The organism is uncultured Gimesia sp., from assembly GCF_963972345.1.
Lineage (GTDB): Bacteria > Planctomycetota > Planctomycetia > Planctomycetales > Planctomycetaceae > Gimesia.
The window spans coordinates 1-26274 of sequence record NZ_CAXAVM010000095.1 but is presented as its reverse complement, the minus strand read 5'-3'; the positions used below and the strand labels follow the sequence as shown (position 1 = coordinate 26274).

Here is a 26274-nt window from a genome sequence, read left to right as displayed (position 1 = left end):
CCGCCGTAATCACGATAGTATTTTTCCAGCTTGCCGATTTTCTGATCGACGCGTAATTCTCCACGCCGCTGGCTTTTCGGCGAGCGGCCCCAGACAATTTCCGAACCGCCGGCAGTGATCAGGCGATAGATCAGATCATCCAGTGTGACATCCGCGGCCACGCGAGGCGGCACTTCGATAGAGACGATCTCCAGCTCTTTCCAGTGTGGTCCCAGTGCTTCTGCCAGTTGGGCAGCGCCGGTGACGGATAAATCGCCCCACGATGTTCCCGCAAGGCCAGCAGGGATTGAGCTGACGCCGGTAATGATCGGGAAACGGCGGGCATCGGAGACCGAAAAATCTTCGGGCGGTAACAGGACTCCCGCATTATCCACGGGAAACAGGCCCTGTTTCAGTTCGACCATGGCAGCGGGTTTGCGAAACTGGATTTCGACTTCCACCGTGTTCGTTTTACGAACCGAAATGACTTTCTCCACCCAGGGATGTTGCTGAAATGCGTCGGCGATTTTGAGCACCAGCCCCTGGTCAAGCAGGGAGACCTGCGCAGGCAATTTGCTGCGTTTGATGACCTGGTCGACAATGTCGATCGGCACATAATGCGGGGGTGACGGCTGCAGCGAGAGCTCTTTGGTTTCGATCTGGTACTCTTCGCGCTGGGACAGATCGGGAATCTGCTGCTTCACTTTCTGAAAGAAGAACAGACCGGTTACCGCCACCGCCAGTATCAAAAGAACTTTGGGGCGAAAGAGCAGGCGGATCAATGACGAAGGGCTGAACAGGGAAGGTGATTCTTCCCCTGTGTCCTCTTCTTCGACCACTTCGACCTTCTTTTTGGCAGGTCGTTTTTTGCTGGTTTTTCGACTCATGTGCTCTGGTTTATCGTTGACCTTTGACAAATCATCGGGCTGCGAATCGCAGTGGATCGGGGTAGACGGAATTCCGTTTTACTGTAGCGTCTCCCAGGTTGTCTGGGCCGAGTATGACAGGTTGGGAGATGCCTATGATTAATTGTGATGCGTTCCAGAAGAACAGACGCCCGTCGATGCGGCAGGCTGGTGGGGCTCAGCTTGAGGGCATCTGCGCACGGTCTCTGTATTATGATTATCGCAACTTGAAGTACTTTGTGTTGCGACGCTCACTGAAAAACAGGGGATTCCTCAGTGAATCAGGCCGACTGGTGAAACTTTATCAATTTTGCGGGCGGGCAGTGGCTTTTTTCAGGCAGTTGACCAGCGCCTGCTCGCACAGTTCACCAAAATCGATCCCCGCACGTGCGGCTGCTTTCGGTACCAGGCTGTGATCGGTAAAGCCCGGAATGGTGTTTATTTCCAGAACCCAGGGTTGCTGGAAACGGTCCACCAGCAGATCGACGCGTACAATTCCGGTTGTGCCCAGCGCGGTACAGGCATTCGCACCTGTCTTGATAATGGACTGTATCACATTGGTCGGCAGATCGAAGTCAAACAGGTATTCTGTTGAATCTTCAGTGTACTTGGCTTCATAGTCAAAAAACTCGTGAGGGGTCCGAATCTGTATCAGAGGCAGAACCTGATCATCGACCACCGTGACGGTCCATTCGGTTCCTTTGATCGCTGATTCCAGAATGCCGAACGAATCGTAATGGAAACACCGGGTCAGGGCCTGTGGCAACTCTTCGGGAGTTTTCACGATCGTCACACCCAGGCTGGAACCCTGGGCATCGGGTTTTACGACCAGGGGATAACCCATGCTGCGGGCATGCTGTTCAATGCGACCGGCGTCGTCTGATTCATGAATCAGCACGTAAGAGGGTGTGTTTACATTGTGTTGAATAAAGCGTTCTTTCGAAGCCGATTTGCTGAACGCCAGTTTCGAAGTTGCGGCGTCACAGCCGGAATAGGGGATGCCCAGTCGATCCAGCGTGGATTGAATTGTGCCATCTTCCCCGTATGTTCCATGTAAGGCGATGAACACAACGTCGCAGCCGGTCCAGTCAAAACTGTCGAGGTCTACCAGGGAAGGGTCGACGATTTTTACCTGATGCCCCCGCGCTGACAGAGACCGCGCGACCGTCTCACCACTTTTGAGGCTGATCTGACTCTCAGCCGATTCTCCACCTGAGAGAACCACAATGTTCAAAGTCGAAGAGGGATTCATATTGGAATCGGTCATCGGGAAGCCTCCTTGCCACCGTCTGCTGAAAAAATGGGATACCGTTTTATTAATCGATTAGCTGCAGTATTTGAATCGCGGAAGTTTAGCAATACTGAGGCAATCTGCCAACGTTGATTCTCTATCTCACCAGAATGTGAAACTGGGATGTTTGCGGCATGTGCGATAATATTTATTGGAAGAGGCGTATGGTCTTTCGCAGCTGGCGATACAGTTTTTTTCCCAGCGATTCCGGGGGGACTGCAATTTTGGCCTGCCCGGTCGAGTGAATCAGGGGCTGTTCAACCGGTGTTTCCAGCGTGACCAGTGCCAGATAAGAGGTACTGCTGAGCTGCTGTTTCCCGGAGGCATCGACTTCGGTGGTGAGTTCGTCCCGGTGCATCAGATTCGGATGCAGATCATCCAGATCAATTTCGGCGATTTCCTGGATCGTGCCCGCTAAGACCTCGCCCGGGTATTCATCCAGCAGGATGCGCACACTCTGACCAGTCTGAACAAATTCGACGTGTTCCTGGTCGACGATCAATCGCGCCTGTAACTGATCGGGATTGCCGAGCGAGCACAGCCAGGTACCCCGATCCAGAAAGCAGTTCCGGTTCTCCGCATCAAAGGGGGAGCCGGTCCAGAGGGGCAGTTCCCCTGCCTCGGGGGTGGCAGTCTTGCGTGGCGCCGGAATCAGGGTTCCCGTGAGAGGCGCTTTGAGTATGAGCCGACGCTGGTCGGTCTGTCGCTGCTGCAACTGGTCTTTGAGATCAAGCAGTTGTTCCTGCGCAGTGGGGAGTTCCTGCGCTGCTTCAGGATCATCCAACTGGCGGCGTTCGAGTGTGGAAATGCGAATCTCCTGTTCGCTGATCTGCCCGGTCAGTTTGAGGATGTCCTGTTTGATTTTTTCATTGGACAGTTCAGCGATCACTGCACCCTGCTCAATCAAGGTCTGCGGGACTGTGATCGACTGGAGAAAACCGGGGGCAGTGACGTAAACATGTTTGGCATTTTGGAGTTCGATCAGCGCGGGAGCCGTAACCCGGTGAGGCAGAGGAATCAACAGCAGTCCCGCGAGGAACAGCAGCACACAGGCGGCGCGAATGATAAACCGTCGCCATTGGATCTGGCCTGCTTTGGAAAAGGTCTGGATTTCAACGGCAGCAGCTTTCACAGGCACGATTAACATTCCCAGCAGGACAAAGGCCCCCATGACCTGTGCGATAATTTCCAGGCCATAAGGTTCCAGGACATAATAACAGACGGTCAGAATCGCGAATACAATAAACCAGCGATAAATCACCGAGGCGATGCCATACCAGAACAGAAAACGTCTCAGCCTGCGAGGCTCCTTGAGCAGGGTTTCGGCTTTGTGCCCGAAAAACCAGTGATGCAGCCGGTTGGAAACGATGGTCTGTGCCCGCTGTCGCAGGTTGGGAACTTCCAGCAGATCGAGCAGAATATAATAGCCATCATAGCGAAGCAGCGGGTTTCCGTTCAGCAGCAGCGTATTCACCGAACAGACCACCACAATATTCAGACAGAGCGCATGCAGCAGCCCGGGATAAGTAAACCACCAGAGAAAAACACAGACCGCAGAGATCACCAGTTCCACGAAGATGCCGGCAGAACTCACGATGATCCGGTGCCACTTGTCGCGCATGGTCCAGGCATCGCTGACATTCACATACAGGCAGGGGATGAACGCCAGCAGCATCACACCCATTTCCCGGCACTCGCCTCCCAGCTGTTTACAGGCGAGCGCATGCCCCAGTTCGTGCACGATTTTGACCAGCGCCAGACTGCAGCCCAGCAGTATCAGATTGCGGGCTTCGAAGAAGGCAGCAAAGTCGGGAAGCTGAGCGATGACCGCGTCCAGGTGAGTCAGGATCAACGTGACCGCCGACCCCATCAACAGCAATGCCGCCAGCAGAAACAGCGGGGTAAAGCAGAACGCCGTCCAGGGTTGCAGCCAGTTCAACAGGCGATGTGGATCGATACCGCGAAAGCGGATCGCCAGCGGATTCATCCAGCGTGCCCGCCGTGACTGCTGCTGTTTCTGCAGTTGACGGTCCAGCAGAATTTCCCCCTGACCAAAGGCGTCCGCAATGACCAGGCCGGACTGATGCAGTCGCGAGAGAAATCCCTGCAGGTGCGCAGCCTGCAGTTTCTGGGGCAGGAAGCGTTGTTCGTAGTTTTTCCGGATGACATCAAAGGAAGCCCGTCCATCCAACTGCTGCAGTATGAAATATTCTTCGTCGCGCAACTGGTAATACTGCAGGGAAATCGGGTCTTTGATGCCCCAGTATTTTTTTCCCCCAAACTGCAGCGGTTGCACATGCAGGTCGGCCCGCATTCTCAGTCGCAGGGGCTGGTTCGAAAAGTCTTGAGGACCGAACGACATGGTGGCTGGAGTCGCTTTCTGAATCGCACGGGTTTATTTAATGATCAAGGAAGCCCGCATGCCCGGTTTCAGTTTGAGGTCCGGGTTTTCAATCTCCGCCCAGACGCGGGTCTGGTTATTGACCGGATTAATCTCAGGGCTGACAAACGAGATTTTTCCCTGGAATTCCATCGACTGTTTCGTACCCGGATTGACCACCAGTGTGACCGGGCGATCCTTCAGATCCTGTTCCTGCAGACGCGACGCATTGATCAGTCCTTCAGCCCGCAGTCGATCCAGCCTTAAAATACGCAGGACGGTATCACCGGGGCGCACCCATTCACCGTTGCGGATCAATATCTGCACCACCATGCCGTTGATCGGCGAGACCACTTTTCGCCGCTGCACCGCCAGCGAGGCAATCTGTTCGGCGTTTCGTTTCAGGCTGGCTTCCAGTTGAGTCGTCTTGCGTTCTTCGGCAGCCTGTTCGATTTCCAGTTCCGATTTTTCCGAGGTGAGCTTCAGCCGATCCAGTTCGGTTTTGGAAATACTTTTGGGATATTTTTTGATCGAATCTTCGGCTCGCTGCAGTTCTGCGTTGGCGACTTCATGAGCTTTGCGGGCAAACCGGAGATCGACGTCATTGGCGGCTTTAAGGTGTGCCATTTCGTATTCCAGTTTGGCCTGCTGTAACAGGAGCATCGCCTCGGAATCTTCGATCTGTGCCAGCACGGCCCCTTTCTCGACCGTCATACCCTCTTTGACTTTGATCATATTCAGCTGGCCGACTTCCCGGGCAGGGACTTCGACTTCTTCAATCAGGCTGACCAGTACGGAATCAATCTGCAATTCGGATCTGTCTGTCGAATTGTCATCGGCGGCGCGCAGTGGCTGCTGCAAAAACAGTGACACGATGGTGAACAAAAGGGGAATCGTGCTGGTGACATGCATTGTATTCCCTTCCTTCTCAGAGGAAATCAGCAGGAATGGATGAAGTTAAAGTCTGTAACAGTCAGGATAAACGTTATTTATCGCTGTGAGCCTCTCATACCACATCTGCCGGAAGATAACCATCTTAATTGAAGAGACTCTGCCTGTTGTACGTGAAACGAGTCAGGGATCTACGGAGAACATTGTCAGAATACCCTATTTTTTGGCATCCTCAATTGAGAAGCGGTGAATGTGCGCGTTAAGATCGAACAGGAGTATGTTTTTCTCGCATGGAGAAAGCCACAGATTGACACGAACTTTTGTTGCCAGGTATCAGTTTTTATGGATCAGCGCTCAGCCTTGAACTCACCTCAGACCGATTCCCGTCGTTCCTTCCTCAAAGTCGCCGGCGCGGCTGTCGCAGGCAGTTTTTTTGCACCTGCCATCCTGGGCGCGGAAGACAAAGCAGGCACCAAGCCTCCCATCCTGGGCGAAGGGGCATTTCAGTATGAAGCGATCCATAACTGGGGCGATGTTCCCAAACATATCCAGTGGGGCGAAACGCATGGCGTGTGTGTTGATTCGGCGGGCCTGGTATATATCAAGCATCGTTCGAAATCCAAAACCCCGATGGATGCGATTGTAGTCTTCGACCCCGCCGGTAAATTTGTCCGTTCATTCGGAAAAGAATATCATGGCGGCGGGCACGGCATTGACGTTCGCAAAGAAGGCAGCGACGAGTTTTTGTATCTCTCCGATACAAAGCATGGCGTTGTGTCAAAAACCAGTCTGACTGGTGAAGTCGTGTGGACGATCGGTCGACCAGAAAATCCTGAGCCTTACAAAGATACGAAGCAGCGTTACAGTCCCACGAACATTGCCTTTGCTCCCGACGGCGGGTTTTATGTCGGCGATGGCTATGGTTCTCACTATATTCACAAATACACAAAAGAGGGGAAACCCGAATTCTTTTGGGGCGGAAGTGGAACCGAGCCTGGCAAGCTGAAAACGCCACACGGGATGTGGCTGGATGAACGCGATGGTACGCCGAAAATTGCCGTCTGCGACCGGGCCAATCATCGTCTGCAGTACTTCTCGCTCGAGGGAAACCATCTTGGTTTTGTCAATGCGGTCAGCTTTCCGGCCGATATAGATATTCAGGGTGATATCATGGTCGTCTCTGACCTGCACGCACGGGTGACCTTGTTTGACAAGCAGAATAAAGTCATCACGCATCTGGGATACGATCAGGACTGGACGAACAAAGTTCTGGATGGCTTTAAAGTGCGTACCCAGCCTGAAACCTGGCAGGCCGGTCGGTTCGTTCACCCGCACGATGCCTGTTTCGACCAGACAGGCAACCTGTTTGTGACCGAATGGGTTTCTATCGGACGTGTCAGTAAACTGAAAAAACTGAGTTAATGATCCGCGCTGATCAGAAGCGTTTTAATCGCCGCTTTCCTATTCAACCCGGCTGGAACCTGATGAATTTTTCACACGAGTTCGATGAACAGCGTTTCTTCGAAATCTGGACTTCCGTGCGGATTGAACGCCCGGTCCCTTTCTCTTTATTTACCTTCGGCGACCAGAAACTGCCCTATTTTCTGGTCTGTGGTGCCGCAGAGAGCGGGTCGACGGTCACGATCCGTAAAGGCGAAGTCAGTATCACCCGCCCGATGATCATTACCCCCGATCGCATGGAGCCGGAATTTCGTAATTTCTTTGAAGAGCAGGCAGAGGCCGACCTGGCCGCGTTTCTGCTATCGCGGACTGCCGGCTTTTCGAATCTGAAATTTGCCAATACCAGTGGCCCCGAGCGGATTGTGAGTGACAGCATTGAAGAAGCGGTTGCCAAACTGAATCGCCAGCTGGATGATGAAGAGGAAGAGCACGTGGCGATACTCAGTGCGCCTCCCGGCATGGGAGGCATCGCCGTGATGCGTTATGCCGCCGAGCGGGTCTGGGAGAGTGCGCCGGGCAATATCCAGGAACTGCGCGAACGCGGCTTTCTGAATTGAAGCTGCCGAACCGAGAGCGCAATACGCATCACCATAGGGCCTCTCGTACTATGATATTCGGTCCAAATGGACCTGGAGGCGCTACAGCATACCTGGCTACAGATTACTTCTTCGGAATACGATTCAGTGTGTAATAAGCCTCGGGATGCAGCAGCGACTGACCGTCCCGGCTTTTCACTCCTGTCGCATTCAGTTCGTGAACATAGAGTTCGCGCAGGCCTTTCACTTTGAGCTGCGCTTTCAAACCATCTTCTGAAACCGTGATCTCTTCAATCTCCAGGTTGCGAGGCAGAATTTCGTCACTGCCGTAGGAAGAGTGATAGGTGTAGGTATAGCTCTGCAGCTTGTAAGAATCGGGATCGGCGGCTGACTTGCGGTCGACCGGTTTGGTAAAGACCAGTTCAAATCCTTCGGGTTGCGCCCGCATCTCTTTGATTTCGAACGGCATTTTTTTCGTCCAGACCAGCCGCTGCAGACCATAGGAGGCAGTGCCCAGACTGCTCCAGCCCCGATTGGTCAGTCCGACAAACATACTGCCATCGGTTCCCTGATTCATGCGGAGTACCGCGGACGCGAAGCCACTCCGAAAGGGGAAGCAGGCTCCCTGGTATTCGCCGTCCACTTTTTCGAGGAAGACGCGCTGAATAGAAGCCTGTGTAAATTCACCGACAAAAAACTGGCCGTCAAAGGGACCAAACTTTCCGCCGCTGTCATCGAGCATAATATCGGTTGCCGACTGACCGGCTTTTTTATAGGGGAACCAGACGGCAGGTGGCTTGAGTTGCGGCATGCGTTTCAGGGCTTCCGGGAAAGGCAGCCCATTGGGGATTTCTTTGATTCCCTTGACGGGAGAACCGGGAAGATTCATTGACGCGAGTGCTTCGACGTGATGGAAGAATGCGCCTTCGCGCATATGATGCAGTGAATTGGTGGCGACCCAGTTTCCCTGCTGATCGGTGTAGAATACATCGCCGGCGCGGTTCACACCCAGTCCGGCAGGGGACCGCATGCCCGCACAGACAGGAATCAGTTCGCCCTCAGGTGTGCACTTCATGCCCCAGCCGCGCCAGCGTCCCTGGGAAAAGCCCAGCGTCGGGTCGGTGACGGCCCGCGATTTGTGTTCTTTCTTCAGGCCCAGTCCAATATTCAACGTGAGCCACAGGTTTCCCTCGTGATCCAATACGGGGCCGTAGGCATATTCATGGTAATGGCCGGTCACGCCCCAGCCTTTGGCAACGGTCAGGTATTCATCGGCGATGTCGTCACCGTTGGTATCGCGGATGCGGGTCAGTTCGCTGCGTTGGACGGTGTAGAATGCGCCGTCTTTCCAGATCAGACCCAGCGGTTCATGCAGGGCCGTCGCGAAGCGTTTGTAAGTCACATTTCTGGGAGGCTCTTCATACACGCCATCCATGATCCAGATCTCGCCCTTGCGAATGGCAACCGCGATGCGATGATCATCGAGGACTGCGATGCCGCTGACTTCCAGCACCAGGTCACCGGGCGCGGGCTTCCAGTTGGCGGCCCGTGATTCGGTTTGCGCTTTGGGCGTCATGATCGACACGAGTCGGTAATAGTCCTCTTCGCTCTCTGCGAAAACGGACTGGCTGTCACCAGCGCTGCCGACAAACGTGATGAAGAGTAGCGTCAATGAAAACAGGAGTGCGTGTTTTACCATTGGTAGGTCACCTCGATCGTGGTCTGTTCTGCTTTTGGAACCGGGAAGATCCAGTCAGACTGATTGTCGTGTTTGCGAAGCAGGCCGGCTTTGGCCAGTTCAGGCGAGACCGAAACCTGGAGCCCTGCCTGATTTTGCATGGTCGTCGGATTCAGTTGCTTCAGAGTTTTGCCTGCCAGGCCGCGCAACCAGAGTATCTCTGAATCGCTGGATTTCTGGTTGCCTGTGATGGTCAGCCGGCGCTTGAGAGTCTGTTTGTCGGTGGCTTCGAACCGGTCTTCAATGTCAACGTTTCCGCAGCGATACAGGAAAGTGGGAATCCCATTCGCATCGACGCGATAACCACGAAACTGTGGTTCATGCGCTTCCGGGGAATAGACGGGCCACGGTTGCTGATCATTTTTCAAATTCGCTACTGATGCGCCCGGGGGAAACAGCACCGCTTTACTGCCCAGCGGGTCGGCAGGGGGCGCGAAGCGGATGAACCAGGTTCCCTGGGCATCGAGGAAGCGTCCTTTCCAGGCGAGCGCCGGTCGGACCTGTTCGGCATCAAAGGCGAAATGGACCTTCTGCGGCAGACCCACGGCGATGGCATGCGTGCCCGCCTCCTGCATGAACGTGCGCAGGACAATCGGACGTTTGTCGGGAACCAGTTCGTAGTTTTTGGATTTTGCTTCCAGGATTTTCTCAGGCAGTGGCTGTCTGGATCCCGCTTTCAGGTAACCCCAGAGTGCGGCGATCTGCTGATCCACGTTGCCTGCAAGCAGCCCCTTGTTCTGGCTCTTGCCATCCGGAAAAAATGTGGGCATGCGGGTACGTGGTTTTAAAGAAGCGGGGTCCAGCAGAAAGGCATGGAACCAGGCGGGATGCACGCGGTTGGTGACATCTCCCAGATCGGTGCCAACCACGCCCGGCATGCTTTCACCACGGATCGGATGACACTGGATGCAGCCGGTCTCCAGCATGATGCGACCAGATGACGCCAGTTTGTGATGCTCGGGGAAGACTCTGGTATCAGGCAGCTGCGTTTTGCCATCGACTTTTTCAAAAGCGGTGGGCAACGCAGAGACCTGTTGTTTGGGAAAGACGGGCATGCGGGCCTGCATATGAAAGCGGATGTCGCCCGATCCATTCAGGACTTTCGACAGCCATTTCTTCTGCAGTTTAAAGCCGATCCCCGTCAGCGTGGGAGGAATGCGGCCTTCATCACCCAGGTCGACTTGTGCGGCGGTTTCAAAGTAAGGTTTGCGGTTAATGCCTACGCCGCCGCGTTTATCCCGTTCATGACAGGCATAACAGTTGAGCTGCAGTAGCTGAAAATCGAGCTGCTGTTGAGGCGTTGATGGTTTCTGATCGCGTAGACCGTTGAGAGCCTGCTCGATCGCCGTCTGTTGCTGACTGTCCAGAGGATACGCGGGCATGTTTTTCTGGGCAGCATGCAGGCAACTGGTCGCAGCGGCTGCGTTTAATTTTACCAGCGGTTGAGCAAACTGTTTGGGCTTCAGATGGTTGACATCATGGCAGTTCACACACTTCAATTCGACAAACAGTTGCTGTCCCCGGGCGACTAAATCTGCAGTGCGAGCGCTTTCTTCAACAGGCTGTGAATGTGTCTGATCTCGCAGCAGGTAGGCGGCGATGTCGGCTGCTTCGACTGCCTTGAGCTTGAGCTGCGGCATGCGACCGGCGGGGCGTGTCTGTTCGGGATTGAGCAGAAAAAACGTTAACGCTTTTGCCGTGTATTTCGCTGGCAGGTTGCCGTGGGGAACGGAATTCACCGGTCGCATGGCGGCGGCCAGTCCCAGTTCTTTAATGTCTTCGGGATCGAGCTGCGCGAGCATCTTATCGGTGGGGGAAATTTTAGTCTCCCCCGGCTCATACGATTCATCGGGCGCATGGCAGGCCACACAACCGAGTTTGTGATACAGTTCCTGACCCTGTGTGACGTTGCCTTTCTTCCAGAATTGATGCGGCACCGGATTGGCGCCGGTCGCTTTGATCACAGGATAATCAGACTCTTGCGCTGTGAGAAACGCAGTCAATGCGGTAATCGCCTGCTGTTTATTTTCCGCAGACAAACCATGCAGCACATCCGGCATCGTGGTGCCTGCTTTGGTGGTTTGCGGCGAAGTGAGGAATTCGCGCATCCATTGCTGCTGCAAATGATTGCCGGCTCCCGTCAAGCGGGAGCCGCGTTTGGGTTGCAGTTCAGAGCGTTCGGAGGGATGACAGGCGACGCAACTCAGTTCGCTGATCAGCAGCTGACCTCCCGTTTGTGACTCCAGCTCGTCATGGCGGGCGAAGCGATCAAAGCCGGCGACAAACGGAGCCGTCCCTGTTTCACTTTGTGCCTGCTGCCCGGCGATCAGGAAGATCAGCCCCAGGAATGTGAAAATCCAGCGTTGTCTCATCAGGAGTCTCTTTCATGTTGAGCGGCGTCACAGATCAGATTCATGGCAGACAAGATCAACGTCATTGAAACAGACGTTGATCTTCGATCATAGAGTAGCAGCCGACTCGAATCAATCAGAGTATGCGTCAGATTTGTATCCTTTTTCTGCAATAAACAGCAGGCCAGATCAGCAGATGCGATGAGCGTGTGAATCGGTTCGATTTCTTGAACCGGGACCAGTGACAAGAATGCACTATTGCATGTCGATGTCGTAGGTGTTGTCACCCTGTTTGATTTCGACGCTCAACCCACTGGTTTTGGGGTAGTGGTACTTTTGCGGAATATTGGGCATCTCCTTCAGAACTTCGGAAGCAGGTGTGTCGGGGCCAAACGATTTTTCAATTGTGGGAGGCACCACACTGACCTGATAGGTTCCCAGGACCAGCCCTCCGGAATCATTGGTGACGGTATAGGTTCCATCTTCATTGATTACCGCCTGACCGCCAAACCCTTTCTCCGCATTATTGAACTGCACGAGACCTTCTTTGACCGGTTCACCCTGGTAAGTCACTTTTCCTGATAACGCTCCGGTCGGACCAAAATCGGTCGTGGAACCCTGGCAGCCGCTAAAGAGTAGAGGGATGCATAACATAACCAGGGGAGTGAAAAAAATGGGGGCAAGCGATTTCATTGATTCGATTCCAGGAGGATATGTCTAGCTCAAAAAAGATGTGGTGATCCCCGTGTAGAGAGAACACCACATGCAATTTCACGATTTCAGTTCAAGGGACAATCAAAAATTAAAATTCGCCGAGTACATTTCCGTCTGCACGACTGCAGAGATAGCGAATGGTATTGAAGTCCGCGTTGGCAGAGACAAACCGGACGGCGCCATCTCCGAGCAGCATGTGCGCCCCGCCCACGTGTTGTGACTGGATCGGGTTGTTACAGGCGTCGTTACCGATTCCCGTTCCCGTGTTCTGGTAACCGATGGGATAGCGGAGCGTGGTTGTATTGTAACAGCGGGGATCGTGATCAATGGGTGTGTTGGGGCTCATCCAGGCACCACTGGCAAAAGCAGAGCGAATATCGGTCTGCGCGCCACTGGCGTTCGTTCCCCAGCCCGACTGTTCTCCGACCATCGCTACATTGGATGTTCCATCCAGGAAATCACGAATACGGAATGATTTTCTGAAGGTAAAGGAACCACCGTTAGAACGGATGCCTTTATTACTGAAACCAGCTTTGGAATAGGAGTCATCCTGAATCTCATTAATGCCGGTTGCACCGGAAATCAGAATATAGGATGAGATGAATACGCTGGTCTCGGTACCACTTGTGGATGCGTTGACGCTTTGTGGCAGTGCGCTCGAAGGGCAGGCCATGTAAGGAGGTTTGGTGTCATTGATGGCGGGAGAGTTGGGCACACTTAATGCGCCTCCAAACCAGAAGTAGGTTCCTTCAAAGACCAGTTGGTTATAGACGTTTGCCTGATCAGCAAAAGGCAGAATATGGATCCAGGCTGTCGGACCATGGCTGCCGAGTCCTCCAGGAGGAAAAACGCTATGTGTCTCATGATAGTTGTGTAATGCCAGACCAACCTGTTTCAGATTGTTTTTGCAGGTGCTGCGGCGGGCAGCTTCCCGGGCCTGTTGAACGGCAGGTAACAGTAATGCAATCAGGATCGCGATAATCGCAATCACGACCAGCAATTCAATGAGTGTAAAGCCTCGTCTGGTGGATGATGATGGTGCGCTTGTCATGGCTTTTCCAGTAAAATGTATGGAAGCATAAAGAGCATGTTCAGAAAGTGAACACGGACGAAAGAGGTTATTTTTCAATAATGATTACATAACCTGATCTGGCGGGGACATACTATGAGGTTTCGTCAAATCCTATACATCGGGGAAAAGTAGATCAAGTCTGCCGGTTTGCAGAACCATAATCAAAACATGGTCCTAAACCGGCCTGCAAAGAAGCTGCAGACTGTCTGTTCCCGTAAACTCTGACTTGTATACGGTTTGTTGTTTTCGAAGAGAGAGCGGTTTACTTGAGAGTTTGTACAAACCGCAATTTAATTAATAAGTCTAATGAAACAGAAGAAGACTGGACTGTTATTGGATTGCGTCTTGTTTCGAGTCGGGAGGGATTTTCTGACTGCGTCCTCGGCTCCAGCCTTCCAGTCTTTTGCTGCGCAGCGCGCCGCGGAGGAAATATTCTTCCGATAGCGAACTTAAATGTTCCCGCCACAGTTGATCCCGCTTCGATTGCCAGTCTGCCGGTTGCGGGAAGAGTCGTAACGCGACCAGTTTTTCATAGAGCGCATTGGCAATCAATTGATGTCCCTCGATGCTGGGATGAACATGATCCACGAGCCATTCACTTCCCGGAATTCCATCCGGTGTCTGCTGCTCAACCAGATTGCGGATATCCACCAGGGGCACCTGGTATTCCTGCGCGAGATCAAACAACGAGTCATGCATCGGCTCCAGGATCCGCAGCGGGCAGATGTCTTCTTCTTTGGCTTTAATCAGCCAGGTTTTCGCTTCCGAATAACGCTGCTGATGTTCGCAGGTCTTTCCCACGCTGTAGAGCAGGCCCGCGTGTTGTTGATCAATCTGCAAGGCTGCTTCCCACAACTGCATTTTCCGTTCAGCCTGATTCCAGTCGCAGTTATTGGCTGCTTTCCATAGCGAGATGAGCTGGTCCTGCTGTTCCGGTGACAGTCCGTCTTCAAATTCACATTTAAACGGGGGACAGTTTTTGAGATTCGAGACCGGATTAACGAGCACCAGCGGCACATCTGCCTGCCTGGCGAGTAAAATCATCTGTCGAATGTTGTATTCAAAATGACTTGCTATATCGCGACGCTGGTCGAGGTCGCGCTGATAACTTTCCAGGCCTTTGCGAAAATCGAGTCGGGCATTCACGTCGGCTGACAGGACTGTTTTGGGAGAGCTCCCGTGTTCCTCGCGGATGCCCGGCAGGAAACGCTGCATGAACGCTGCGATGCGCAGATCCCGCAGGGATTTTTGTGCGGCTAAAGAAATTGAGGAACTCTGTTTGAGATCACCGTAAGTACGTTCTTCCAGAAATTCATTATGGCCGGTATAGACGATGAACAGATCCGGCTGGTACTGCAGTGTTTCGCGCAGAATGGGAACCAGGCGGTAGCTGGCATAGGAGACGCCACCACAGTTGATGACTTCGATGTGTCGCTCTGTTTCTGCTGCCTGCAGATTGAATTTCAACCAGGTCGTAAACGAAGTTTCGACGGCGTAAGGTCGTCCCTGTACGGTTGAGCCACCCAGCACAAAGACGCGAAACGTATCAGAGGGCTTGCTGACCGGGAATGATTGCGGGCGAAAGAAATCAATTCGTTCCGGGGCGGTCTGATAATTCGTCCCGGAGGAATCCCTGATAAAGAGTGTGGCATTGGAACGGAAAGAAATATAGGGGTCCCGGCTGTCGGGCAGAGGATGTACGCCCCCCAGCCGCAGTGCGAATTCCAGGCATACGAGCAACGACAGTCCCAGCAGGATTGCCGCTCCGCGAAACAGCCAGGGATGACGGACGTGCGGTGTGCCGGTTTGTGAATCGGATTTCGGATGGCGAGCAGGCTGCATCACGAAGATCTCAGTGTTAAAGGAATGCAGGACAGAACAACGAGACACATTCATCCTACCGGGGGGCGTGGCTCCGGTCCAGAATGAAAGTCTGCCGGGACAGATCCAGGGAGCGTAAAAAAACAGGTTCTACTCCTGAGAGCAGAACCTGTCGTGCTTGTTTTCTGTGAATTCCGTCAAAGCGAAATCAGACTGTGGTCGGTTATTTCGCTTTCGAATCCAAATCGAAATTGATCGTATTTTCTCCCGGTTTCACTTCGGCAGTAAGTTTTGAGTCTCGATTGAACTGGACCGGGACCTGGTCTTCAGTATCGTTCGGCGAACCAGCTTCACCCCGCTTACTGATGCGTACTGTATGTTTGCCAGGAACGGCACCGTTTGTGTTTCTGTTATAAGCCAGCACATATTCACCGGTTTCATCAGTCATTCCCACGGATGAGGAACCCGACACAGGTTGAAATGTAATAGAGGCTTTTGTGAGAGGTGCGCCGTCCATTGTAATCTTACCGGTCACCTGACTTAATTCGGGAGTATCCGTGGCTCCCCCTGAGCAGCCGACAAGCAGGCTGACAGCAAACAGTGAAAGTGCCTGAAAAAACTTGAGATGATTCATCAACATGGGTCTCATTTACCATTCTGTTAATATTAGACTGTGCCCAGTTTTACTGTAGCGTCTCCCAGGCCATTTGGTCCGGGTAACTCAGATTGAGCGACGCACTGGTTAAATGTGTCGCTCTAGAAATCGCCGACTAATTCACCGCCATTGATGGTTTGAATTGCCCGGAGCGTATTGATATCAATATTCTCGCTGATGAACCGCACAGCGCCGTCTCCCAGCACGGTATGACAACCCCCTACGTGCTCGCTGCCCGGAGAACCGTATTCAGCCCGGGAATCCGTCGCAGAATAAGGTTGATTGATTTTACGAGTGGGGGCGGCGAGTACAGGTCCGGTAGCCACATAGGTCGCCCAGAAGGGACCGCGGATATAGGACTGTTTTTCCATGGGAGTTTCCATCATTAATACCGAATTGCTGGTCCCATCGCTGAAGTCACGCATCCGGGCTGCGCCGTTGTGACCGAAGGCGGTTTTGACTGTTGATGCTGTCTCATAAGGGCCACCTGAATTATATCGGATGTAAACAAAAGCGTAACTTGTGCGATAATCCCTGGTCAGCGTGTAAGCCGTATTTGAACTATACGATTGAGGCCCAGACGAGTAGGAATCACTGGGACATTCGAAGACTACGATCGGCCGTGAGGTAACCGATGTTTGAATTCCTGCGGCAGGAGCCGTACAGAGTCCGTTTCCATCAGCCGAGCCAGTGGCCATTGAAAAATTAATCTGATTATAAAGATTGGCCTGATCGATAAAGGGGAGTATAAAAAGCATACCAGTGTGGTTGCGGGTTTCTTGAGTACCAAGCCAGGCACAATCATATCCACCTGCGTTGACATCTCCCGGAGGGAGGACTCTGTGGGTATCGTGGTAGTTGTGCATTGCCAGTCCCAGTTGTTTCATGTTGTTTTTGCATGTTGATCTGCGAGCAGCTTCGCGGGCCTGCTGGACGGCCGGCAATAATAGGGCAATCAGAATAGCGATGATCGCGATGACCACCAGCAACTCGATGAGGGTAAAACCTCGCTTGGGTCGGCTTTTGAACGTAAGTGCCATTAGTTCATTTCCTTAATAAATGAGGATGAGAATGTAAGTAAAACTAAATTATTGTTCATTAATTAAATGTGAGCCCTTTATTGTAGTGGTTTAAAGAAGACTGAGGCAAGAAAATATAACCGTAAATATTACTAACATAACAGAATGTATTTACATTAGCGTGTGTGCGGTTTTGGGAGCAGGCGGGAGGAACTGATGCCAGGGGCGTACGGAATATGGGTTGGCGCCACCCGTTCGCAGTGAACCTGGTTTAATGCAAGTCCTGATTACGGGCGGGATTGCAGGCTCAAGGCGCGTTCGTTGAGGGCTTTCTGCAGGCTCGCCGAGTATTCCCGGTACTGGCGATCCAGGTCGGTATAGGAGAAACCGGTCAATTCTTCGAGAGACTGTGGGTTATTGCGTACCCGGGAATTGACGCTGTAAAGCTGAGTCAACTGGTTGATAAACGCATCCCGGTATTCTCCGCGTGAGGCATGCATGAAGAAATGAGACAGCCCGGACGCCTGGCTGTAATTGGGACTGATGTTCGGACTGGTCTGAAAGGCATTGCGGCCCATCGCTGCAAATGTATTGAGGGGGACATAATAATCGTCTTCCAGCAGTCGATAACGGGCGGCGTTGAAGCGGATGTGATGGGGGTTCCCGGCCCGGGATTTTTTGCCGTTCTTTTCAAACGATTCCATGTAGCAGGCGATTCCCTCGATGGCCCAGAAATGATTCTTCTCGCCGACCTGGTGGTTCTTGCCTTGAAAGCTGCTTTCATAAAACAGCTGGTGAGTGGCTTCATGGTACAGTGTTCCCAGGTCACCTTCTGCGTCCGGGCGATGGTAGAAGTGAGAGATCCGATCGCCGAACAGGTAAATGCCGTGTGTGAGTGCAATCTGGGGAATGTCTTTCTGAAGCCGCTGCAAATATTCCTCGCGTGTGCTGTAGTAATGCATCACATGCTGATCGTTTTTATTGCGACGCTGAAACGGATTGCGGGCACCTTCAAACAGTTGTTTAAACTGTTCGGGTGTGTTGAAAAAGCCAGCGAAGGTCTGGTGGAAATAGCGATGAAAGTCTTCCATTTCCGTCGCCAGTTTCACTCCCATTTCCAGGCTGTGGTTGGTTTTGATCAGGAAATGTTCGGTTTTGATTTCCCACGCATTGCGGAAGTCTCGCCTGATTTCGGCTTCCTGTGCCGCGGATTTCCAGCGGCCGTTGACGTAGCGTTCGCCCTGTTCATAGCGGGCGATATGCGACGCGGGTAACCAGCCGAACCGGGGATGCCACTGTTGTTTTCTGTCGTGCATCTCTTTTTCGAAAGGGGTCGCCCATTCATCACCGTTCCGTACGTAACCCAGAATCTGCCGCACAGAGCGATGATCGGGGTTGTGGTAGGCGGTTTCCAGAATCAGATCGTAGGCATAGCTGGGAAAGCCGGCATGCAGCACTTTGCGGGAGAAGACAAACAGATCGTTGGCCTGTTCTTCCTGCAGATTCCGCAGCTTCAACCGCCAGTTACGTTCGGCTGCTGGTAAACTCGGAGGCAGGTCGGGCTGGACTTCGCGCGGCAGAGGATGGGCCTGCGGATCAAATTCCTGCACTTCTTTAATGATCTCGGAGATCGTCTGCACGCCGGCCTGCTGCTGATCCCGCTGACAGCTTTGTGCCAGTTGAATCAGCTTGTCCCGAAAGTCGGTATGCAAGGTCTGGTATTGTTTCTGATACGTATCCAGGGCGCGCGGATTTTGTGCCTGCACCCGATTCGACAGCGATAACGATAGCACAGTCAGCATCAGCAGACAGAACACTCGGAACACACGGCTATGCCAGTCGGACACCTCAACCTGTCCCTGATTCGGGGAGCCGGAAAGGGAGGAGTACCGGTGTGGTTGCTGCTGCAGGACGGGCATGTTCACTGTTGTTCCTTGTTTGAAGTCCACCAGGGACGATTTTCGCAAGCAAAGAGTCTTATTCGATTGTAGATGAGTTTGTGGGAGGAAAAAAGAAATAATCTCTGATTTCGCATAGAATTGACTAAGGCAGTCCCTGTAGTTCGGTTACTCCGTGTAATGTGACCCGGTCATGGGATGGCGAGAAATCAATCTGTTGCGAAACGACCCGCTGCGGGTTCTGCCCGGAATGGGAAAATCGGCGAAGGGTGGCTTTGCGGTTTCCAAAGGAACGCAGCATGTACTGGTCTTTCGACTCATCAAAGCTGATGGTGTCCGCGCTGGCACTGAACTCCTGGCTGGTGGGAGTCTGTTTGCTTTTGATCAGCGTGTTGCCTTCGACTTCGGCGTTGCCTTTCGCCAGCATGGAAATGGATTTCTTCTTCTGTCCTTCGATATCATGTTGAATCAGTTTGAGACTGTTGCTGCGCATGGAACCGGCACCGGGGGGCAGCTTGTCGCGGTCGATGGTATCCAGGGGCCGTTTCACGCCGCCGTAGGTAATCTGCACGCGATCATCGAAGGTCGTGCTGCGCTGGGAAACATTGCCGGCCATTTTTCCATTGAAGTCGATGCGTGTATAATTCCAGCTGTCGCTTTCGGTTTTTTGAGGCAGATTGGCCTGGGACACCTTGGTTTGAGAATCGTTTTTTTCCGGATTTTCCCGCCGCCATAAAACCAGCCAGCCGGGACCCCGGGCCTCGGCGTTCCCGGTTTGCTGATCCACGTTCATCTGCCAGAAGCTGGCGCGGCGGATCCCGATCAGCCGGTTGTCGAGGTATTCATTACTTTCGACTTCGACTCCATCACGACAGGTAATGAAGTGCACGTCCGGTTTCTGTTCGCTGGGATTTTTTTCCGTAAAGGAGACCCGGTCAGACAGGACGACTTCCATCTCCTGGCAGCGCAGTCGATTGTCGCCCAGGTTGGTTCTGACTTTTCCAAAAAAGTTCGCGGTCAGACCATCAAAGATCATTTCCTGATCCCAGTGAATCTCCAGCAGATTGTCTTGGGAATCAGAGTCGGTAGCCAGGGGAGACGCGAGACTGTTTTCGTTCGAGATGCCTTCGGCCCCTGAGAGTAATCCACCAGCAGCCTTTTGCCCTCCGCGGACCGGGAGCAGCAGCAAACCTTTGCCCTGAACTTCCGCCCGGTTGGCCAGGCGATACAGGTAGATGTGTTCGCCTTCGATCTGGGAGCCCTGTGCATTGATTTTGGCAGGGTTGCCAATCACATGCAGGATCTGATCATTGCTGCCGTTGTTCTGGATATGCAACTGATTACCCGTGATGTGCCGCGGCTGGTCCTGTTCTTCATTGAACTGGTTGACGGTGATGTTTCCTTCGGTCCAGATCTCTGAGACTTCGTCTTTACCCAGTTCATTTTTCTGTATGCGAATTTTCATGAACTCGGAGACCACCATGATCGGCTCGGGTGTCTCTTCCGGTTTTTTTTCCGGCAGACGCGAGTTTCTGTTTTTCGAAATGGTTGCACGACCTGCCGGGGCCTCAGTGTTCTGTCTCTGCAAAGTCAGGGCATCTTCTACAGAAAAAGCAGCGTGTTTAATGGATGCGGGAGTTTGCGGCGTCTGGACACCGATCGGTGCGTTGGGTGCCGACTGAGGTTTTGTTTCTTCATCAACCCAGACTTCAAGCCGTTTTGTTTTTCCGCGAAGTTTGGGGCTGTAAATGGCGACATCCCGCTCTGCGATCATCTTGTGCGGGTTGACCTTGTTCTGCATTTTTTGTGAATTATCGGTCTCGTTCTGAGTGCCTGCCGTCCTGCTGCTCTGTGCCTGTCTGACTGAAGGCAGTTCTCCTTTCAGCCACAGGCGGATTTTATCCGCGGCCAAAGCAAATTCCGCATCCGGTTTTCGGACGATGCAGTCTTTCTGCAGTTCCACCATTTCCAGGCTGGTTTCCGGATCAATCGATTTTTTCATATACTCAGCCCACTGCGCTGCCATCATGAGTTGGCCGCTGCCCGGATCACGCTGCTTGATGAAGCCGATGCCTTTACAGAGTACGGTTTCCAGTCGCCCTTCCTCATCCTGGTGAATCGTAATGTCGGGGCATCTCAGTTCTGATGATTGCTGAAAAATTCGCACGTCCTGCTGGTCCTGCAGGACGATGGTCTTTTTCGCTTCGTTATAGACCAGCCGCGTCATTGTGCCGGTAAACTGGTTTTCTGACGAAGTCAGAGTCACATTTTTACCCGTCGCTACCAGTTCTTCGAAATCCAGTTTCCCACTGGAGTGGGCAGTTTGAGGTGCCACGTCTTTGACAGTGTTCCCCTCTTCATCTTTCCGCACGAACTGCAGTTGGAGGGTATCACATTCCAGTGTATCTGCATGTTGGGGGCTGGTCGGATGGAAGACTCGAACATCGTCGTTAAACGTACCTTGATTTGTTTCCAGATTAAATGTGAAACTGCCTTTGCTTTTGACTTCCGCAAAACGTGAAGCCGGATACTCGGAAGGTTTGGCACTTTTCTTGATGGCCAGTTTCATATGCACGTTGTGGCGTAACACGATTTCGCGAATACCTTCTACAGCGGGTTTGAGTTCCTGGAGCTGGGTTTTGGCGGGGATCAGTTTCATTTCGATGCCACGCGCCTGGCCGCGATGATCTTCATAGGCAAACTGGACTTCGTGAGCACTCCAGATATTCATCGAAGTTTCGTCGTAGAAGAAATTGCGTCCCCAGATGATCAGTCCATTCGGTCCTGTAATTTTTACACGACCATCCAGGGAACCTGCCACCATCCGCCCCGGATCGGTATGCTTGATGCCGAAGGGATACTCAAAACGGACCAGGGCTTTTTCGCTCACCATGGCAATCGGCGCCTCTGCTTCCCCTTTTTTCCTGTCGAACATCAACATGGCAAAAGGCTTGAGACGCACCGCTCTGTTTTTTTCTTCCTGTTCCCACTGTTCCGTGTAAACATACACGTTTTCATCTTTGAACTGATAGCGGGCATTGGCGGCCCAGTCATGTTCGGGGAGAAAGGTTTTCGCCTTCTCGTTATTTCCCGAGGCATATTCCGGAGACTGGAAGATTTCCTCGGGGAAGTCCTGACGGATGACCTGTTCGATGATCACAGCACGCATGGCCTGCGCGTAGAGCAGGTAGGCACCGGACAGCACTGCTGTTGTGAACCAGGTCAGCAACAGTCGGTTGGCTATCAGGCGATCGAAAAACCCATTCCGGTTATAGTGAATGGTTCCGGCCATGCGAATGGAAAACGTTTCTAAAAGTGGAAGTGAAATATCGGTAAGAAAGGAACAGGGTCACCAGGTTAACCTGTTTGCTGGCTGGCGTTGTCCGGTCCGGGCTGCCAGCCGATCACGTCTGTAATATCTATCAACCCGACCAGGTGCTGTCCTCGATCGACGACGGGCAACTCGCTTAACTTACGGGCTTTCAATAATTCGATGGCTTCTTCCAGGGAAGCATCATCCTGAATGGTGGTGGGCTTTCTGATCATGACCTGGGATATAGGCTGGTCCAGTTGTTCGTCCCGGCGTTCTTCCAGCAGCCTGGCCAGATCGCTGTCTGTGAAAATGCCTGTGACCCGGTTGGTTTCGTCCGTGATGATGACGGCGCCGCTGCGTCGTCCCGGCAGACTCAGTCGTACAAAAGCTTCACGGATCGAAGTCGTTTCACCCGTGACGCGCACTTCAGAGCGAGGCCGCATGACTTCATTGATTTTGGTCAGACGCCGTCCCAGGCTTCCTCCCGGATGAAATGTGGCAAACTGGAGCGGCGAAAAGCCCCGTGCTTTGCTGATCACCAGCGACAAGGCATCACCCATCGCCAGCATCGCTGTTGTGGTGGTGGAAGGTGCCAGCTGATGCGGGCCCGCTTCCTTGAGATCACCCAGACACAGGACCACCTGACAGGCAGCACCCAGGGTGCTCGTCGTTCGCGCTGTGATGCCGATGATCGGCAGATTCATTTTCTGTATCAGTGGCAGCAGGCGTCGTAGCTCTTCTGTCTCTCCGCTGTTGGATAAAGCGAGTATGGTATCCTCGGTATGCAGGCAACCCAGGTCGCCGTGAATGGCTTCTGCGGGATGCAGAAAATGGGAACGGGTTCCTGTCGAGGAGAGCGTGGCACAGATCTTCTGGCCGATCAGCCCCGCTTTGCCCATGCCCGTTAAAATGACCGCGCCGTTTCGCGACATGATCAAGTCCACCGCGTCGCAAAGCTCCGTTCCCAGCGCACGCCCCATCTGGCGCAAGGCGTCTGCTTCGCTGAAGATAATCTCTCGCGCATCTCGTAATTGATCAAATTGAGAAAACTCTATTACCGACCTGGCAGGCAGGGAACTCATCACGCCACTCCTTTATCGCATCCATGCGGGCATGTTCAGGGTGCGGGAGTATAAAGAGATCCCCGGGACAGGTCAATGCGAATCTGGCAGTAGGTTGACGTCATAAGGTGTTGTGTGATAAGTTCTTATGTTGCAGGATGAATGCGGGCTCACTTGTAAATGCCAAACGAGATTCGGTGAGCGGAGTGAGGAAGCAGGGGATTGTCCAAGAATGGATCAAAGGGCACTCGTATTTTCATCATAAGAATCTACAATGAGAGGACCGGCGGCACTGAGCGGCTGGTCGTCTGATCGGGGCTCACTGCGATTTTTCCGTTGCCACAGCAGGAAAATAATTTCTCCCGCCGTAAAATACGTGCCGTTGAATCAACGCAGAAATCAATGCCCGTGAATTCTAACATCCCGCTTTTAAACGGGTTGCGTTCGATGTTGCCTGGCAGCACCGGAGTGGAATCAAGGGGCCGGGATGGTGCTTCGCAACATAGCAGGAACCGAGTCGTCAAACTTAGCAGAGTAGAAACAGTAGTCGGAATATCATGTTTGTAGATCGCGTCGATATATATTGTAAAGCCGGTGACGGCGGAGATGGTTGTGCCAGTTTTCGCCGGGAAGCGCACGTCCCCCGGGGTGGTCCGAATGGCGGTGATGGCGGCAAAGGGGGTGATGTGATCGTCATCGCCGATGAAAACGTCAGCAGCCTGGGAAATATCATCGGCCACAAACACTGGAATGCCGAACGCGGCGGACACGGGTCGAGCAGCCTGAAGACCGGAAAGTGCGGCGAAGATGCGATCATCATGGTCCCGCCGGGCACACTGGTAATTGACACCAAACGCGGGAATCTGTTGCGTGATATGAAACAGAGTGGCGACAAGGTTGTGGTTGCCAGGGGAGGAAAAGGGGGCCGCGGGAATCGTCATTTCGCGACGGCCACCCATCAGACACCCCGCGAATTCGAAAAAGGGGCACTGGGCGAACTGCGCGACATTTCGCTGGAGCTCAAACTGATCGCCGATGTCGGGCTGGTCGGAAAGCCCAATGCGGGCAAATCGACGTTGCTCAGTCGGCTTTCCAAAGCCCATCCGGAAATTGCCGATTACCCGTTTACCACCAAGTATCCCAACCTGGGTCTGGTGCGCGTGGGATTCGATCATCAGTTTGTCATGGCCGATATCCCCGGCCTGATTGAAGGCGCGCATGCGGGCGTTGGTCTGGGACATGAATTTCTCAGGCACGTGGAACGAACGCGGGTCCTCGTGCACCTGGTGGAACCTTCGCCTATGGACCAGACCGATCCGATTCAGAACTACCGCCAGATCCGGGAAGAGATGCGTCTGTACGATGCCAGCCTGATGGATCGTCCGGAAATCATTGTGATCACAAAAAGCGAACTCCCCGATGCAGAGCCCATCGCCGAACTGCTGGCGGAAGAACTGGGCAGACCCATCATGCAGATCTCATCAGCCACCGGTTCTAATCTCGATAAGCTGGTGCGGATGATTATTGACGAACTTGAAGAACTGGAAGTTGAGGCGTAAACGTGGAGTCGGATCCCCCTGCAGAAACAGAAAAAAACCGACAACAACCCTCCGCTCCTGCTCCACGGTTGCCTGGCGAGCGGGAAAGTACGCCGGGGGAAGTCCGCGTGCGGTTTGGTCTGTACGGGGCAGGGGTAATGATGGTGATCTGCTTCCTGATCCAGGCAGTTTTTAATCTGACTCCCAATCAGACCCAGCGGATTAGCGAACTGGGAATCCTGATGGCAATCGGCTTTGCGCTCGGCTGGGTCTTTGCGCGCATTCGCTTCTGATGCCGATGCGGCTTGTGAGAATCAGAATTGTAATTATTGCATCTCGCCACTTTTTCGAGCCGAATTTGCAATATCTACAACCTGTCTCACTAGAGATCTCATAAAAAAATATCAAGAAAGTGAGATTCTAAGTCTCTTTCTTAGAACGGCTTAGGGGCTGGTTCGGCCAATGTTCACTTGTTGGAACCGAGAAATTCTCTTCTCATTGGTCCTCTGTTTGCAATAAACTTTCCTCGCTTGAAATGACTTCTGAGTTTGAATGGAATTCACCAGAGATCGTTTCAGGTTCAATTAAGATCATACCTCAAAACCCCAATTCGAGTGATCGACCCAAAACTATCCCGTAACTACAATTGCTGAGATTGTCAGGCACAGACCCGCATCTGTGTCTGCAACCAAAAGGATCCCGAGGGCATGGAAGCTCAAATCAGTCGCTGTCTCGTTTTATTCCTCGCATCATTCATCTCACTTGGTGCTTCTTACAAAACTCCCAACTTTGTCACGCACGCCCCGTCCGCGGAAGTCGCGAAACAGGTGGGGGATGCTGCCGAGATCTATCGCAAGGAACTGGCCATCACCTGGCTGGGCCACGAACTCCCTAAGTGGTTTTCCCCCTGTCCCATCAAAGTCAAAGTCGGTAACTACGGTGCCGGCGGCGCGACCACCTTTTCCTTTGATGGCGGCGAAGTGTTCGGGTGGCACATGGAGATTCAGGGATCGCTGGAACGCATCCTGGATTCCGTTCTGCCTCACGAAGTCAATCATACCATCTTTGCCTGCCACTTTCGCCGACCGCTGCCTCGCTGGGCCGATGAAGGGGCTGCCACAATTGTCGAGCACGAATCAGAAAAACGTCGTCAACGTCTGCTGAATCGTCAGGTAATGGGAACTAATCAGCGGATCCCCCTGAGAAACCTGCTCTCAATGACCGAATACCCTTCGGAAATGCAACAGGTTCTGACGTTGTACGCGGAAGGTTATTCCCTGGCAGATTACCTGTTGCAGACCGGTGGCAAAAAACGTTACCTGATGTTCCTGGAAGATGCTCACAAGAATGGCTGGGATGAAGCGATTGCCAAAATGTACAAAATCAAAAACGTCGAAGCATTGGAACAACGCTGGGGCAGCTGGATTATGGCAGGCAGCCCGGCTTTGAATCTGCCGGCCGGTCAGCAACTGGCTGCCACAGAGCCTCAGCAGCAGCCCTCAGCAGTTGATAACAAGGATTTTGTGATTCGCTCACAGAGTCCCGATCAGGGAGAATCCGACTTTGCTGCTGAGATGCCTGAGCAGACCGAACTGGCCAGTGCCGAACCAGCCGCAGAGCTGTCGCGTGAATCACGGCCTCTGCCCATCGA

Annotated in this window: 19 protein-coding genes; 5 read left to right on the top strand and 14 right to left on the bottom strand. The window is 53.0% G+C overall.

Going from position 1 to position 26274, the window contains the following annotated elements; all coding sequences use genetic code 11:
- The 4 genes from AACZ40_RS16425 to AACZ40_RS16410 form a co-directional block, all read right to left on the bottom strand.
- Positions 1-866: hypothetical protein (locus tag AACZ40_RS16425; RefSeq protein ID WP_339675054.1), on the bottom strand; the 866-nt coding region annotated here is incomplete at its 3' end.
- A gap of 322 nt (positions 867-1188) precedes the next feature.
- Positions 1189-2151, bottom strand: coding sequence for a D-alanine--D-alanine ligase (locus tag AACZ40_RS16420; RefSeq protein WP_291176461.1), 963 nt, complete (start codon positions 2149-2151; stop codon positions 1189-1191).
- A 172-nt stretch (positions 2152-2323) separates the two neighbouring features.
- Positions 2324-4537 (bottom strand): site-2 protease family protein, encoded by a 2214-nt coding sequence (locus tag AACZ40_RS16415; protein ID WP_291176458.1) that lies wholly within the window; start codon positions 4535-4537, stop codon positions 2324-2326.
- Positions 4538-4570: 33 nt separating this feature from the next.
- Positions 4571-5467: an HlyD family efflux transporter periplasmic adaptor subunit gene (locus AACZ40_RS16410; protein WP_291176455.1), complete on the bottom strand. Its 897-nt coding sequence runs from the start codon at positions 5465-5467 to the stop codon at positions 4571-4573.
- A gap of 321 nt (positions 5468-5788) precedes the next feature.
- Between AACZ40_RS16410 and AACZ40_RS16405 the strand changes: the two genes are divergently transcribed.
- Together AACZ40_RS16405 and AACZ40_RS16400 are read left to right on the top strand one after the other, a co-directional pair.
- Complete coding sequence (locus AACZ40_RS16405) at positions 5789-6868, top strand: peptidase (RefSeq protein ID WP_291176453.1); 1080 nt, start codon at positions 5789-5791, stop codon at positions 6866-6868.
- A gap of 62 nt (positions 6869-6930) precedes the next feature.
- Positions 6931-7464 (top strand): hypothetical protein, encoded by a 534-nt coding sequence (locus tag AACZ40_RS16400; RefSeq protein WP_291176450.1) that lies wholly within the window; start codon positions 6931-6933, stop codon positions 7462-7464.
- Positions 7465-7567: 103 nt separating this feature from the next.
- Here the strand turns inward: AACZ40_RS16400 and AACZ40_RS16395 are convergent, their stop codons facing one another.
- The 10 genes from AACZ40_RS16395 to AACZ40_RS16350 form a co-directional block, all read right to left on the bottom strand.
- Positions 7568-9142, bottom strand: coding sequence for a hypothetical protein (locus AACZ40_RS16395; RefSeq protein ID WP_291176448.1), 1575 nt, complete (start codon positions 9140-9142; stop codon positions 7568-7570).
- Complete coding sequence (locus AACZ40_RS16390; protein ID WP_291176445.1) at positions 9136-11553, bottom strand: c-type cytochrome; 2418 nt, start codon at positions 11551-11553, stop codon at positions 9136-9138. Before AACZ40_RS16390 ends, AACZ40_RS16395 begins: the two co-directional genes overlap by 7 nt.
- A gap of 234 nt (positions 11554-11787) precedes the next feature.
- A complete protein-coding gene (locus tag AACZ40_RS16385) occupies positions 11788-12225 on the bottom strand; it encodes a carboxypeptidase-like regulatory domain-containing protein (RefSeq protein WP_291176442.1) in 438 nt (145 codons plus the stop codon).
- A 109-nt stretch (positions 12226-12334) separates the two neighbouring features.
- Positions 12335-13297, bottom strand: a complete 963-nt coding sequence (locus AACZ40_RS16380) for a DUF1559 domain-containing protein (protein ID WP_291176439.1) — start codon at positions 13295-13297, stop codon at positions 12335-12337.
- Between the two features lie 351 nt (positions 13298-13648).
- The gene (locus AACZ40_RS16375; protein WP_291176436.1) at positions 13649-15160 is read right to left on the bottom strand and encodes an SGNH/GDSL hydrolase family protein; all 1512 of its coding nucleotides are present in this window, start codon (positions 15158-15160) and stop codon (positions 13649-13651) included.
- Positions 15161-15362: 202 nt separating this feature from the next.
- Entirely contained in the window at positions 15363-15788 is a 426-nt protein-coding gene (locus tag AACZ40_RS16370) for a carboxypeptidase-like regulatory domain-containing protein (RefSeq protein WP_291176433.1), read from the bottom strand.
- Between the two features lie 107 nt (positions 15789-15895).
- The gene (locus tag AACZ40_RS16365; protein WP_291176431.1) at positions 15896-16834 is read right to left on the bottom strand and encodes a DUF1559 domain-containing protein; all 939 of its coding nucleotides are present in this window, start codon (positions 16832-16834) and stop codon (positions 15896-15898) included.
- Between the two features lie 266 nt (positions 16835-17100).
- Positions 17101-18732 (bottom strand): DUF1570 domain-containing protein, encoded by a 1632-nt coding sequence (locus AACZ40_RS16360; RefSeq protein WP_291176428.1) that lies wholly within the window; start codon positions 18730-18732, stop codon positions 17101-17103.
- A gap of 124 nt (positions 18733-18856) precedes the next feature.
- Positions 18857-22003, bottom strand: coding sequence for an LptA/OstA family protein (locus AACZ40_RS16355; protein WP_339675049.1), 3147 nt, complete (start codon positions 22001-22003; stop codon positions 18857-18859).
- Positions 22004-22068: 65 nt separating this feature from the next.
- Positions 22069-23106, bottom strand: coding sequence for a KpsF/GutQ family sugar-phosphate isomerase (locus AACZ40_RS16350; RefSeq protein ID WP_291176423.1), 1038 nt, complete (start codon positions 23104-23106; stop codon positions 22069-22071).
- 536 nt (positions 23107-23642) lie between these two features.
- Between AACZ40_RS16350 and obgE the strand changes: the two genes are divergently transcribed.
- The 3 genes from obgE to AACZ40_RS16335 form a co-directional block, all read left to right on the top strand.
- Positions 23643-24644 (top strand): GTPase ObgE, encoded by a 1002-nt coding sequence (obgE, locus tag AACZ40_RS16345; protein ID WP_291176420.1) that lies wholly within the window; start codon positions 23643-23645, stop codon positions 24642-24644.
- A 2-nt stretch (positions 24645-24646) separates the two neighbouring features.
- Complete coding sequence (locus tag AACZ40_RS16340) at positions 24647-24916, top strand: hypothetical protein (RefSeq protein WP_291176418.1); 270 nt, start codon at positions 24647-24649, stop codon at positions 24914-24916.
- 414 nt (positions 24917-25330) lie between these two features.
- Positions 25331-26274 (top strand): hypothetical protein (locus AACZ40_RS16335; RefSeq protein ID WP_339675044.1); only part of this gene is annotated, 944 nt, incomplete at its 3' end.

Bases quoted from the DNA above. Each gene is read 5' to 3' on its own strand.
- AACZ40_RS16360 (WP_291176428.1), bottom strand. From the start codon at position 18,732: ATGCCCGTCCTGCAGCAGCAACCACACCGGTACTCCTCCCTTTCCGGC.
- AACZ40_RS16400 (WP_291176450.1), top strand. From the start codon at position 6,931: ATGAATTTTTCACACGAGTTCGATGAACAGCGTTTCTTCGAAATCTGG.
- AACZ40_RS16395 (WP_291176448.1), bottom strand. From the start codon at position 9,142: ATGGTAAAACACGCACTCCTGTTTTCATTGACGCTACTCTTCATCACG.
- AACZ40_RS16350 (WP_291176423.1), bottom strand. From the start codon at position 23,106: ATGAGTTCCCTGCCTGCCAGGTCGGTAATAGAGTTTTCTCAATTTGAT.
- AACZ40_RS16370 (WP_291176433.1), bottom strand. From the start codon at position 15,788: ATGAGACCCATGTTGATGAATCATCTCAAGTTTTTTCAGGCACTTTCA.
- AACZ40_RS16380 (WP_291176439.1), bottom strand. From the start codon at position 13,297: ATGACAAGCGCACCATCATCATCCACCAGACGAGGCTTTACACTCATT.
- AACZ40_RS16365 (WP_291176431.1), bottom strand. From the start codon at position 16,834: ATGGCACTTACGTTCAAAAGCCGACCCAAGCGAGGTTTTACCCTCATC.
- obgE (WP_291176420.1), top strand. From the start codon at position 23,643: ATGTTTGTAGATCGCGTCGATATATATTGTAAAGCCGGTGACGGCGGA.
- AACZ40_RS16375 (WP_291176436.1), bottom strand. From the start codon at position 15,160: ATGCAGCCTGCTCGCCATCCGAAATCCGATTCACAAACCGGCACACCG.
- AACZ40_RS16410 (WP_291176455.1), bottom strand. From the start codon at position 5,467: ATGCATGTCACCAGCACGATTCCCCTTTTGTTCACCATCGTGTCACTG.
- AACZ40_RS16385 (WP_291176442.1), bottom strand. From the start codon at position 12,225: ATGAAATCGCTTGCCCCCATTTTTTTCACTCCCCTGGTTATGTTATGC.
- AACZ40_RS16355 (WP_339675049.1), bottom strand. From the start codon at position 22,003: ATGGCCGGAACCATTCACTATAACCGGAATGGGTTTTTCGATCGCCTG.
- AACZ40_RS16420 (WP_291176461.1), bottom strand. From the start codon at position 2,151: ATGACCGATTCCAATATGAATCCCTCTTCGACTTTGAACATTGTGGTT.
- AACZ40_RS16390 (WP_291176445.1), bottom strand. From the start codon at position 11,553: ATGAGACAACGCTGGATTTTCACATTCCTGGGGCTGATCTTCCTGATC.
- AACZ40_RS16405 (WP_291176453.1), top strand. From the start codon at position 5,789: ATGGATCAGCGCTCAGCCTTGAACTCACCTCAGACCGATTCCCGTCGT.
- AACZ40_RS16415 (WP_291176458.1), bottom strand. From the start codon at position 4,537: ATGTCGTTCGGTCCTCAAGACTTTTCGAACCAGCCCCTGCGACTGAGA.